We start from the raw sequence: 12,645 nt of genomic DNA, 5'->3' as shown, positions 1-12,645 counted from the left end.
ATGACAAATGTGCGAAAGGCTTATTTCGACGGCAAGTACGGTCAGATACATGCCTATATTGCGGGAGAGGCAGAGAGCGGAAAGCTCCCTCTCTATTGCGCGCACCAAAGCCCCAAAAGCGGCGCGGAGTTCCTAAACTTTGCGCGAGCTGCCGCCGAGGAACGTCTGGTTATTGCGCCAGACTACCCCGGCTATGGCATGTCAGACAGGCCTGGCTCAGAAAGCGAAGCCACTATCGACCTCTACGCTGAAGAAATGTGGCGTGTGGCAGATCAAATGGGGCATGAGAAGATTGATCTGTTTGGAAACCATACTGGGTCTAAAGTCATTGCCGCGATGGCTATGAAATACCCCCACCGTGTTGGAAGCCTTGTCATGATCTCTGCCGCGCTCCTCACGCCAGAAGAGCGGGAGATGTTCAGCAACATGTTTGAGCCGATTCCACTGGATGATGAGGGCACTCGCTTCAAGATAATGTGGGAGCGGATTATTGAGCGTCGAAGTGCGGGCGTAACCTACGAAATGTTGGGCCACTCCATGGCGCTGAATCTCATGGGGGGTGAGGCCTATGAATGGGGTCATCACGCTGCCTTCTCCTGGGCCGGGTACGAAGACGCCCTGCGTACACTGGAGCATCGCATCACCATTCTAAATCCAAATGACGATTTGACCGAAGCAACCCTACGCGCAAAGCCTCTGCTGAAAAATGGCGAGATCGTCGACTTGCCGAATTGGGTTTATAATTTCATGGACGTCTGGCCGGAAGAGACAGCCAGACTTGTGCTCTCAAAACTATAAATATGACCGACACACCCCTGCGCCGCTTCATCGACATTGGGAACAGGCAAGTCCATTACCGCTATTGTGGAGATGGCCCTGCAATCGTAATTGTTCATGCCTCCCCAGGCAGCTCGCGTCAGATGGAAGGCTTGATGCTAGATCTCGCGAATAGAGGTTATAGCGTCTTTGCACCAGATACGCCGGGAAATGGCGACAGCCCTAAACTGCCTAAAGCGAAGCCTTCGGTACAGGATTATGCTGAGGCACTATTGCTGCTACTTGCAAAATTAGGGCTGAAACAGCCACACATATACGGCTCGCACACAGGGGCTGCCATAGCAGCCGAACTCGCAATCGCGGCGCCTGAAAGTGTGGGGCATCTTGTACTTGAAGGTATAAGTGTGTTTTCTCGCGAGCAGCGCGATGCATTCATGCAGCATTATGCGCCCCCCTTCAAACCGGATCTTGATGGCGCTTATCTGACACAGGCTTTCCATTTCTGCCGTGATCAATACTTGTTTTTTCCTTGGTACGACCGTGTGGCAAAGTCCAGCCGTTCCGCAGGCCTGCCAAGCGCATATGATCTCCATGCCTGGGTGCTTGAAGTTTTAAAAGCAAATGAGACTTATCCACTCGCCTACCATGCCGCATTCGCATGGCCCGCACTAAAGCGAATGCCGCTTGTTGAAAAAGAAACGCTCATGCTGGCATCAAAGGACGACCCCTTGCTTGCGGGCACCGTTCAAGCTGCCGAGGTAGTCATGTCAGGGCGCATGAAGGTCTTGCCGAGTTATACAGATCCGAGCTTTTCCGACCAGAGAGCATCTCTAATAGATAGCTTTCTCGACACTACTGTCACACGAACTGATACCGTCTCGTAACACTGGACGATTTCGGTTGATGTCTTGCAGTCACGGAAAGGGGATCCCCGTTATTTTCCGAGGCACGCCACTAGAATAAGCCACCTTAATCCCCTTTTCTCTGTAACACTCAAAATTAGCGAACAATCTTTTTCCCATCAGGCGAAATAGTAAAGTCACCCAGGATAATGGCTACGGCAGCGCCCAAGCTGTCGGCATCCTCACCCAAAGCGAATTCGTACCGACCCGCCGGAACCTGCCAGCTGTCATCTTTCCATGCAGCCAGCAGACGTGGATCAATCTGCAGGCTACGTCCTGCATTTCGTCCGGATCAAGCTCTCGCTTCGCGAAACCGACAAGCCGCTGCTTCGTCTCGCCATCGACCGACACAAGATAAAGCTGAGCAACATCTGCGCCTAGGTACGCGCCCGTGTTCTTCATCCCGAATGAAGCATTTATCGCTGCGCCCTGCTTGCGCACCTTAAGTCCGCTCAGATCAAAATCGGTATAGCTGAGCCCGAAGGCGAACGGGAAAAGCGGCTCGATCTCTTTGCGCGCATACCAGCGATCGCCAACATCTGAGCCCCTCACGTCAAGCGTTTGCCCGGACGCTCCTGCACCGATAAAACTCAACTCGACAGAGGCCGGGAAGGTCATCAGCAAGTGCCCCGACGGATTCACGTCGCCGAACAACACACTTGATTAGGTGCTGTCAGACTAACTCAGTAGTCTCAGTTTTTCGCGGACCAGTAGACCCCAAGCCCGACTTTCCTTTGACAATGCCTGCCCAGCCGAGGTTTCTGAGCAGCGGAACGGGTGCTCGGCCATATTTCGGGGCCACACCCTCGGCCCAGCGCGTCAAGGTCGTTTAGCCTTACAATGCCGATTTATCTCACTATACGCAATAGTACATTTGTACTACTTTGCGCTGGGGTGCGATCGCACCTTCTTGAAAAATTCAAGGCGGATCAACACGCCTGTCAAAGAGAACAGCTCCAGCTTAAGGGAGTCATGGGGTAGAAACATGCCAGTAAACACAGAACATCAAACCTCTAATGCGGAAGGCCCATGCGCCGGTATCCGGGTCATTGAAATCGCAACCATGGTTTCGGGGCCATATGCCGGGCAAATGCTCGGAGACCTTGGGGCTAATGTTATCAAAATCGAAACAACCAGCGGCGATCCGATGCGCACCAACCATCCCATGCACGAGGGGATGTCCGCTTACTTCTCGCTGTTCAATAGAAACAAGAAAAGCATTTGCCTCGACCTGAAATCGGAAGAAGGCAAGAAGATCGCGCTGGAACTGATCGCCAAAGCGGATGTGGTCCTTGAAAACTTTAAGCCCGATACGATGGCTCGGCTCGGACTGGGGTATGAGGTTCTGAAGGAAAGCAACCCCGGACTTATTTATGCAAGCCTTTCAGGCTTTGGGCCTGACGGTCCCTATAAGGATAAACCGGCTTACGACCACGTCATTCAAGCACTCACCGGTGCGATGCCGGTAATCGGGTCCCCCGAGGAGCCGACTCCGATCCATCACATCATCGCGGACAAGGTTGCATCGATCATGACATGCAATGCAATAGTCGCGGCTCTGCTGTATCGCGAACGCAATGGCGGACAGGGCCAGAAGGTTTCGACGTCGCTCATGAAGTCCTATGCTGCGTTCCTGATGCCGGACCTGCTGAACAACTACGTCTTCCAGACGGCGGACGTGCAGAAAATTCCCAATATCAAGATCCACCACCCGCTACGGGTTAAAGACGGGTATGTGATGGGACACGTTCAGCTCAACCCGCAATTCAAGAATCTGTGCAAAATCTTTGGGCGGGAAGACCTCATAGAAGACGAACGCTTCAACACGCCTTGGGCACGCATATTCAATTACGCACTCTTCTGGAAAGAACTTGAGGAGCCCGCCTCAAAACTGACTAAAGCCCAAGTGGTTGCCATGGCCGATGAGTACGGCGTCCCACTCGCCCCGGTGAATACCATGGACGAATTCATGGAAGACCCTCAGGCCAAGTCGTCGGAATGCTTCCTGGATGTAGAGGATCCGGAGTACGGCCGGATGCGTATGTCAGGATTTTTTGCTGACTTCGAGAACTCGCCGGCTTCGGTCAGGCAACGGGCTCCAAAACTCGGTGAGCATACTGAAGAAATTCTTGCCACTCTTGGCAAGACCGATGAAGAAATTGACGCCGTAACCAAAAGCGGGGCCGTTAGCTAATTTCAAACCTGACTCGTAAAGCGCGGGATGGTAGCCGAAGCTGGCACACCATTCCGCGCCTTCGAATGAATACCGAGATAATACCGGCAGCGAGCTTCGCTTCAGCTGATTTCAATCTCAAGCTTCGCGAAGAGCAGAGCTTCTTGCCGGAGTTCAATCCGCCCTCTTTCGCGCCGGTTTTGACTGGACATGGCTCCATAAGGTCAGGGGCACAGGCCAGCAGACTGAAGCGTACAATTGTCAGCTCCTGCCCGCACGCCGCCTGACTGCAGGCAAAATAACTTAGTCCTGGTCATCGACTAGAGCGGACTGGCGGGTCGCGAGGAACGTCAAAAGCACGAGAACCGGCGTCGCGAGTATCGCCAACCACGCCAATCCTTTCCCCAAGCCGTGCTCCGCTCCGGCGATCACCGTACCAAGTTCGACGGCAATTAGCGGCCCGAGGCCATACCCAAGAATGGCAATGACAAGCAGATTGACGGCTGTAAGCCTCGCTCTCATTCGTATTGGTCCGAACTGTTGATAGGCAATCGGAGGCATGACCGCAAATGCTGAGCCAGAGAGAATTCCCAATCCCAGGCAAAAATAGAGAACCGTTCCACCCGTCAGGATACCGACGGCAAACGCAGGCCCCGCAACGAATGCGGCAATCATAAGCACCGTGACCGCTCCGCGCTTCGGCCACCTCCGGTCAATTGCCATTGCGATCTGTGGCCAGATGAAATTTCCTGCCAGAGCTGTTGGAACACCGATCCAACCTAGCAGATAGCCTGCATTGGATAAGCTCAGCCCCTCCTCTCGCACCAGGAGCGTGGGCAACCAGGTCACCACAGCCAAACCATAGAAGGTGTAGACACCGCCCGCAGTAAGCAGTGGGACGAAGAAGAGTGCACGCTTGCGAATATAGCCCAGAAATGCCGCCCAAGACGTATCGTCCCGACCGATCGCAAGCGACTCGCCTCTGGCTGGATTAGCGGCTGTGAATGCAAAGATGACAGAAAGAAAGATCCCGGGCAGACCGACAAAAATAAATGTCAGTTGCCAGGGCTCCAAGCCAGATACCTCACTTATTCCCGCTGCCAGATCATACGCCATAGCCCCCACCGTATAGGAACCAATGGACATGAAGCTGGCCACCGAGAGATATACCGACATCGGAAAGCTTCGCTTCTCCTTCGTAAAGAGGTCGGCAATTAACGACACAGCAGCGGGCGTAAGCACGGCCTCGCCCAGGGCCACACCGCAACGAAGGACAAGAAGGCTCCAAAACCCGCCCGCAAATGCGGATAGAACTGTTCCTAAACTCCAGATGGCAACGCCAATCCCCACAACAGCACGCCTGTTCCGGGTATCGACCAGTTGCGCCAATGGCAGGCCACATATGGAGTAGACAATCGCAAACCCAAATCCGAGCAAGAGCGCGAGTTGGCGGTCAGCCAGCCCCAGAGCTTGCCCCACCGGCTCCGCCATCAGCGCAAGAATGCTCCGGTCGATGAACGACAAGATGAAAAGAATTGTGAGGAGCACAACCGTGTACCATGCGCGGAACCTTGTCGGCTTTCCTTCCGCCTTGATCTCTCCGGCGGACACAGCGTCACTTGTCATCTTTCTTCCCTCGACTTTTTTGCGTCTACGGCTCTGGCGGCCGCTATAAGTCGCGGCCTCGTCTGGCCGTTTGGCCCTGCCGCTATTGCACGCTGCAAGACTGGATAGGCTGATCCGTTTTCAACCGTTCGGCCTGAGCCCAGTCACACTGTTCCCCCAAGCAGTATGAGCACCACACTTCCGGGTCAAGCAAACGTTTTACTTTTTGCGTCAGGCATCGCACCGGATCAAATCCGAAACGCCCCTTTTCATCGCCCTATACTCAGCCTATGGGAACCATCAGATGTCCCGGAATTTCCAATATACCTTGCGCTTCAAGTCAATTGGCTCCTACCTAGTAGCAAAACCACAAATTATCGAGCACGCTTGCCAGGCGTAAACTTCAGGTCACGGCGCAGTCGCCGGTTGACCCAACCGGAAAGTTCGAACGTTTTAAAATATAGCTCAAACCGCTTTTATCCGGGCTGTCTGTGTATGCGTCGCAAGCTCTGGCTATCAGCGCGGTGCCTCGCCCGCGACTATTTCGACGATTTACCCGATCCGACATGCGCAAAGTTCAGATCGGCAGGTGAAGCGCCCAAATTGACGTGCTCGGCATTCTGACGCTCGAACTCCAGCGCTCCTTCCAAAGTCCGCATACTGTTGCCATCAATCAATGCCTTTGTCGGCGCAGCTATGCGGGGAGCACCATCCAGGATCATACGTGCCATGGAGCGCGCAGTATCAAGTAACTCCCGATCGGGAACAACACGGTTGACGAGCCCCCAGTCGGATGCCTCCCGCGCATGCAGGGGCCGCCCGGTCAGTTCCAACTCTTTCGCTCTGTAAATACCAATTGCACGATGAAGGCGCGCACTTAATCCCCAGCCCGGCAGGAGGCCAACTCGGGAATGGGTATCCAGAAAGCGTGCAGACTCTGCGGCGATAATGAGGTCACAGGCGACCGTAATCTCAAAACCACCAGTCGCAACAGCCCCTTGGACAGCGGCAATCACAGGCCCCGGCCAGTTCGCAATTGTCTGAGCCGGATTGAACCCCGCAATAGCGCCAGCACCCTCGCTTTTCAGCATCCCGACATCGAGACCGGCGCAGAAATTTTTCCCTCGCCCGCTCAAAATTACGACCTCGACTTCGGGATCATCCGCAAACTCCGCCATGGCGGTGTCGAAATCCTCGAGCATCTGCGGGATGATGGAATTCATCGTGTCCGGACGATTGAACGCGATAATGGCAATTCCCTTTTCGTGCGCGACTTCTATTGTGCCATAATCACCCAAAATCGAATTCCCTTTTTATCTGCAACATTAGGCGCTTTTGAAGCATCTATCGGCCTGGACGTGATTAGCGCCTTGTGGCTGAGTGAGTTTCTGCACCTCGTCGAAAGGTCTTAGCCTTTCAATGAGCGCCCTACGACCAGTTTGAGGATTTCGGATGTCCCGCCATAAATCCGCTGCACCCGCGCGTCACGCCATTGGCGCGCAATAGGATACTCTTCCATATAGCCTGCTCCACCATGGAGCTGCAGACATCTGTCCAATATCGACCATTGCGTTTCCGTGTGCCAGAGCTTGGCGGCCGATGCCTCCACGGCGGTCAGCTTTCCGTCGACATGCCGATTGATCGCCCAATCGAGATGCGACCAGCCGACCTGTAGGGATGTCGCAATGTCTGCGAGCACGAATTGCGTATTCTGGAAATCAAACACTGTCTTCCCGAAGGCCTGACGGTCCTTTGTAAACTGGATCGTGTCATCAAGCGCACGCTGTGCACCCGCTTGCCCCATGATGGCCTGCGAAAGCCGCTCTTGCGGCATCAGCGTCATGATCGCAGCAAAGCCCCTGCCTTCCCCGCCAATAAGCGCGTTTGCCGGAACGCGCACTTCGTCAAAGAACAGCTCAGACGTGTCCGCAGAATGTTGTCCGATCTTATCCAGCTTTCGACCGCGAGAGAATCCTGGGCGATCTGCATCAACAATGAGAAGACTTACCCCTTTCGCGCCCGCGTCCGGATCGGTCTTTGCGGCAACGATAACGAAATCAGCATTCTGCCCGCTGGAAATATAAGTTTTTGCTCCGCTTATGACGTACTCGTTTCCATCGCGAACAGCTTTAGTGCGGATTGCCTGGAGGTCCGACCCCGCCCCGGGCTCAGTCATTGCAATTGCGGCAATCAGGGAGCCATCGACCATACCGGGAAGATACTTCGTTTTCTGCTCTTCCGTCCCGAGATGAACTAAGTAATCCGAGATGATGTCAGACTGCAATGGCAGGCTAGCGGACGAACCCGCATAAGTGAGTTCTTCAGTCACAATCGCGTTGTAGGAGAAGTCCAACCCTGGACCGCCATAGGCCTCAGGAACGGTGGGACAAAGCAGGCCAGCCTCCCCCGCAGAGCGCCAGAAGCTTCTGGGCGTAAGGCGTTCCTTCTCCCACGTATCAAGGTCCAGCTCTGACGCAAAAAATCGCTTTACCGACTCGCGAAAGATGGCATGTGTCTCGCCCTGAGCAAGACGTTCATTAGGAATGGGCATAGAGAATCCTTCCTTCAAAAGGGTGATCGGGCAGGCTGAGAATCATGTTCGAAAAAGCCTGCCACGAATATTCTGTGAACTGCAGGCTTACTGCTGAGGAGGGGTATGAACAGTCATCCCCTCCAGATCGTCACTTATGACGATCTGGCACGACAGCCTTGAGTTCTCTTGAACTGAGGACTCCGCATATTCTAGCATCCCCTGCTCCATGTCGCCTGCCGCTCCCAGTTTTTGGATAAATGCCTGCTCGACATATACATGACAGGTTGCACAAGCACAGGCACCGCCGCACTCAGCTTCCAGCTCTGGAACGCCAGCCTTCACACCTGCTTCCATCAAGGTCTCGCCCACCACTGCGTCTACAGAGCGGGCCTCACCGGAGTGATCAATAAAAGTAATTTTTGGCATACCTATGACACGAGACAGGGGTCTTTTTGCCCTGACCAGAGCTCCTCACAATTTTATTTGTCCGCTGTTTGAATGGTTCGCTTTCTGATGGACTCGAACGGACCACTCGGAATAAACCGTATGCTGGAAAAATCATCCCCATGCGGCGACCTATTTCAGAGGTTCGACCACACCAATCTTCGCCATTTTAGGATCGGGAACGCCTTCCCAATAGTCAATCGACTCAAGCGATGCGGGGAGATCACGTGGGTCACGTGGAGCCTCTTCGGGGAATTCTTCCATCCCGTAGCTGTACTCGACCGTCATGCCGTCCGGATCCAGGAAATAGATAAAAACCGATTCCGAAGGCGGATGCTTGCCAATTCCAAAAACGATGGGCACGTTCGCTTTCTTCATCCGGTTGTTGGCCTTTCCAACATCCGCCATCTCTGTGACCATGAAGTTCACATGATTCAAACCCGCAGATTTAGACGCCCCGACACCGAACGAATGGTGGTAGGGATTCGGGAAGCAGCGCATGAAAGTGACCATGCCTTTGATCCGATCAGACACGCGGAAATTCATATCCTCCATAAGGAACTTTTCCGTGGCCGCACGATCTGGGCTGTTGATCACGAGGTGGCCTAAACGGGCAATTTTTGTATGCGTGGTTTCGTACGCGCTAGGCGCGTCCAACATGTCGCAATAGAACTCAAAAGTCGCGCCTGTCGTAGGTTCGGTCATCCGGAAAGCCTCGCCGATCCCTAGCTTGGCCTGCTCTTCAGCGCTTACCGCCACGGTTTCAATGCCTAGGCCGGAAAAGTGCTGTCTCACAGCCTCCAAGGCCTTATCACTCTCCATCTGCCAGGCAACCCGCTTCAATGCGGGCTCTTGTCCCGTGTAGATAACCAAATCGTGGTGCCTGTCGCTGCATCTGAAAAACGCGCATTCCCCGTCGGGTTCTTCATCCATTTTCAATCCGACCAGAGTCTCGTAGAAATGCCTCGATTTCTCAAGATCCGTTACAGTTAAGGCCACGTAGCCCAAGCGCCGATACCTGATATCATCAATATTCACGGCAATACTCCTCACGGTCGGGTTCACTTGCGTTCATTTCAAGCTTGCCACTATATCAGCGGCACATATAATTTAGAACGCTTGTATAAATTATATGTCTCGAAAGGTGAAGGATGAAATTGATATTCCGGGCAAATATATCCGTCCGGTAAGCCCTCATTGCCCGCTGAGCCGAGCGCCCGATACAAGCAGTTACCGTCCAGAAATTGATCTGCTATGCTCAGGATTAACCCGCAAGCCTATACATGAAGGCAAAATATATGACGCACGATTGAATTTGTGCGATGCAGCATATACTGAATAAAACATATTTTACTAATACAGTATAAGCAAAATCAAAAGAGCAAGACGGAGGCTTTCGAAGCAAATGGTGGGAATGGATGATCTCGACACAAAAAGCAGAATAAAAATGTGCGCCAGAAGGTTATTCGCCGAACGCGGTGTTGAGGCTGTAACAGTCCGTGAAATCGTCGCCGCATCAGGTGCGAAGAATGGCGGATCACTGAACTACTATTTCAAATCCAAAGAAGGCCTCATTTCTGAACTCCTCGCGGACATCTTCAGGGATAGTAGTGATGGCTGGCTTGAAGGCCTCTCAGACCTACACCGAGCTGGTGGCCCGACTTCAGTGCGCGAGATTGTTACGGTTCTTGTTCGATACCCAGACGAATCCAAAATGGAAGACCCTTCTCCGACGGCAAGCCGGTTTCTCAATAGCCTCCTGAGTACGCGGCGGAAAATGGTGCGCGACTTTCTTGAGACAATGAACTTTTCCGTATTCGGTCAAATGCTACGTTACATCAGGGAGCTCAAGTCAGACCTTCCGCACCCGGTGATTGAGCAGCGCCTGATTTACTTTTCCTGGTACATCATATCGGCAAAGGCTGCATATGAGAGCTATGTTGCTTCCGGCAAAAAAAATCCGGTCTGGGAGGGATTCGACCCCCTGCAGAATCTGATCGATGGCGGAACCGGCCTTCTGGAGGCACCGTGCTCTGCAAATGAGCTGAAATTAGCGAAAGCAAGCGACAAGACAAAAAAGGCCGGAAAAGCGCTAGCCCGCACCCGGGCGCTTGACGCAGCGTTCCCATCCTGAGCTGAAACCAGAACAACATCTGGCGGCAACGCCGCCAGATTGTGAAATGGGGTTTATACGGCACACTAGGCCCGCCCCAATGTCTGCAAAGACTGTTTATGCAGACGCCCCTTTCGCATCCAAAAGGTCGAGCGCGACATCGACAATCATGTCCTCTTGGCCACCAACCATGCGGCGACGCCCCAACTCGACCAGAATTTCGCGTGTATCAAGGCCATACTGCGTAGCTGCCTTCTCCGAATGCCGGAGGAAGGAGGAGTAAACTCCGGCATATCCCAGCGATAGCGTCTCGCGATCCACACGAACCGGCCGATCCTGCAAAGGACGTACAAGTTCCTCAGCAGCATCCATCAACTTGAAAAGGTCGCAACCATGCTTCCAACCTTTTCTTTCAGCCGCAGCAATGAACACCTCAAGAGGCGCATTGCCCGCACCAGCTCCCATCCCTGCAAGGGAGGCGTCTACGCGGCAGGCGCCATTCTGAACAGCAACGATGGAATTTGCGACACCGAGTGAAAGATTGTGGTGCGCATGAACACCCCGCTGGGTCTCAGGCTTCAGCACATTGTCATATGCCTTCAGCCGCGCGATGTACCCATCCATATCCAACGCACCGCCACTGTCAGTGACATAGATACACTCGGCTCCATAGGTCTCCATCAGCTTCGCCTGCTCAGCCAGATGCTCGGACTCAACCATATGGCTCATCATCAGGAAGCCAACCGTGTCCATACCCAGTTCGCGTGCCGTCTCGATATGCTGCCTGGATACGTCAGCCTCTGTGCAGTGCGTTGCGATGCGCACTGACCGCACGCCGAGCTTATAGGCATGTTTCAGCTCTTCAATCGTACCGATGCCGGGCAGCAGAAGCGTCGTGAGAACAGCGTTATCGACCGCGTCAGCCACCGCTTCGATCCACTCCCAGTCCGTGTGCGCCCCAAAGCCGTAATTGAAACTGGACCCGTTCAGACCATCGCCATGTGCGATTTCGATTGCATCAACACCCGAAGCATCAAGTGCCGCAGCAATTTTCTGGACATGCTCAATGCCATACTGATGCCTGATGGCATGCATGCCGTCGCGCAGCGTCACATCCTGTATGTACAGCTTTTCAGTAGTTGGATCGAAAGCCATCAAACCGTCTCCTTCTCACGCCGGCGTACGGCGATCTTTTCAGCTGTAGCAAGACCTGCAGAGGTCATGATGTCGAGATTGCCTGCATAGGCTGGTAAATAGTGCGCTGCGCCCTCGACCTCCAGAAACACGCTGGTCTTAATCCCCTCGAACTCCCCGAGCCCAGGGATACGCACGGGATTGTTCGAACCAAAGCGTTCGAATTGAACCTTCTGTTTCAAGCGATATCCCGGCACATAAGATTTGACCTTCTCGACCATTTCCGTGATCGCCGCCTCTATCTCCGCTTCATCAGCCCCACTGGACAAGGTGAAGACCGTATCCCGCATGATCATCGGCGGCTCTGCAGGGTTCAGAATGATGATAGCCTTGCCTTTGGCCGCGCCACCGACCTGCTCGATCCCCGCCGATGTTGTTTCAGTAAATTCGTCGATATTGGCCCGCGTTCCAGGACCAGCTGATCGTGACGAAATCGACGCGACGATTTCTCCATAATGAACTGTCGCAACCGAGGAAACCGCAGCCACAATCGGAATTGTAGCCTGCCCCCCGCATGTCACCATGTTGACGTTTGGCGCTTCCAGATGATCGTCTCCGTTCACGACCGGAATGACATAGGGGCCGATCGCGGCGGGCGTCAGATCCACCATCACCTTGCCGGCCTTCGTCACGATCTCATTGTGGCGCTTGTGTGCACCAGCTGAAGTAGCATCGAAAACAATACCGATCTCTGGCCAAACGTCGAGCTTCGTCAGACCGTCAATACCTTCATGCGTAGTCGCAATCTTCAGGCGTTTCGCGCGCGCCAGTCCATCAGACTCCGGATCGATACCGACCATCGCGGCCATTTCGAGCTCGCTCGACTTTCTCATTATCTTGATCATCAGATCAGTCCCGATATTCCCGGAACCAATGATGGCCACTTTCGTCTTACCGGACATAG

12 protein-coding genes are annotated in these 12,645 nt (G+C 53.7%); 4 read left to right on the top strand and 8 right to left on the bottom strand.

Going from position 1 to position 12,645, the window contains the following annotated elements; translation table 11 throughout:
• The gene (locus tag HY29_RS13115) at positions 1 to 798 is read left to right on the top strand and encodes an alpha/beta fold hydrolase (RefSeq protein WP_034797674.1); all 798 of its coding nucleotides are present in this window, start codon (positions 1 to 3) and stop codon (positions 796 to 798) included.
• A 2-nt stretch (positions 799 to 800) separates the two neighbouring features.
• Positions 801 to 1,661: an alpha/beta fold hydrolase gene (locus HY29_RS18590; protein WP_081811393.1), complete on the top strand. Its 861-nt coding sequence runs from the start codon at positions 801 to 803 to the stop codon at positions 1,659 to 1,661.
• Between the two features lie 171 nt (positions 1,662 to 1,832).
• Here HY29_RS18590 and HY29_RS13105 read toward each other — a convergent pair whose 3' ends face one another.
• A complete protein-coding gene (locus HY29_RS13105; RefSeq protein WP_034797673.1) occupies positions 1,833 to 2,297 on the bottom strand; it encodes a hypothetical protein in 465 nt (154 codons plus the stop codon).
• Positions 2,298 to 2,664: 367 nt separating this feature from the next.
• Between HY29_RS13105 and HY29_RS13100 the strand changes: the two genes are divergently transcribed.
• Entirely contained in the window at positions 2,665 to 3,873 is a 1,209-nt protein-coding gene (locus HY29_RS13100; protein WP_051601505.1) for a CaiB/BaiF CoA transferase family protein, read from the top strand.
• 282 nt (positions 3,874 to 4,155) lie between these two features.
• Here the strand turns inward: HY29_RS13100 and HY29_RS13095 are convergent, their stop codons facing one another.
• The 5 genes from HY29_RS13095 to HY29_RS13075 all read right to left on the bottom strand — a co-directional run bounded on the left by HY29_RS13095 (position 4,156) and on the right by HY29_RS13075 (position 9,472).
• Positions 4,156 to 5,478 carry an MFS transporter gene (locus HY29_RS13095; protein ID WP_034797672.1) on the bottom strand — a complete coding sequence of 441 codons (1,323 nt, stop codon included), beginning with the start codon at positions 5,476 to 5,478 and terminating at the stop codon, positions 4,156 to 4,158.
• Between the two features lie 518 nt (positions 5,479 to 5,996).
• Positions 5,997 to 6,755: an enoyl-CoA hydratase/isomerase family protein gene (locus HY29_RS13090; RefSeq protein ID WP_051601504.1), complete on the bottom strand. Its 759-nt coding sequence runs from the start codon at positions 6,753 to 6,755 to the stop codon at positions 5,997 to 5,999.
• A 110-nt stretch (positions 6,756 to 6,865) separates the two neighbouring features.
• Positions 6,866 to 8,008: an acyl-CoA dehydrogenase family protein gene (locus HY29_RS13085; protein ID WP_034797671.1), complete on the bottom strand. Its 1,143-nt coding sequence runs from the start codon at positions 8,006 to 8,008 to the stop codon at positions 6,866 to 6,868.
• 87 nt (positions 8,009 to 8,095) lie between these two features.
• Positions 8,096 to 8,416: a 2Fe-2S iron-sulfur cluster-binding protein gene (locus HY29_RS13080; RefSeq protein WP_034797670.1), complete on the bottom strand. Its 321-nt coding sequence runs from the start codon at positions 8,414 to 8,416 to the stop codon at positions 8,096 to 8,098.
• 150 nt (positions 8,417 to 8,566) lie between these two features.
• Positions 8,567 to 9,472 (bottom strand): VOC family protein, encoded by a 906-nt coding sequence (locus tag HY29_RS13075; RefSeq protein WP_034797669.1) that lies wholly within the window; start codon positions 9,470 to 9,472, stop codon positions 8,567 to 8,569.
• A gap of 376 nt (positions 9,473 to 9,848) precedes the next feature.
• Between HY29_RS13075 and HY29_RS13070 the strand changes: the two genes are divergently transcribed.
• Positions 9,849 to 10,568, top strand: coding sequence for a TetR/AcrR family transcriptional regulator (locus tag HY29_RS13070; protein WP_051601503.1), 720 nt, complete (start codon positions 9,849 to 9,851; stop codon positions 10,566 to 10,568).
• Positions 10,569 to 10,664: 96 nt separating this feature from the next.
• On the opposite strand, the gene dmpG is transcribed toward HY29_RS13070, so the two are convergent.
• Entirely contained in the window at positions 10,665 to 11,702 is a 1,038-nt protein-coding gene (gene dmpG / locus HY29_RS13065; RefSeq protein WP_034797668.1) for a 4-hydroxy-2-oxovalerate aldolase, read from the bottom strand.
• Positions 11,702 to 12,643, bottom strand: a complete 942-nt coding sequence (locus HY29_RS13060) for an acetaldehyde dehydrogenase (acetylating) (RefSeq protein ID WP_034797667.1) — start codon at positions 12,641 to 12,643, stop codon at positions 11,702 to 11,704. The genes dmpG and HY29_RS13060 overlap by 1 nt, the downstream gene beginning before the upstream one ends.
• Positions 12,644 to 12,645 lie beyond the last annotated feature (2 nt).

Source organism: Hyphomonas beringensis, assembly GCF_000682755.1.
Taxonomy (GTDB): domain Bacteria; phylum Pseudomonadota; class Alphaproteobacteria; order Caulobacterales; family Hyphomonadaceae; genus Hyphomonas; species Hyphomonas beringensis.
Note: the sequence above shows the minus strand (reverse complement) of the source record. Positions and strands in the feature narration are given on the sequence as shown.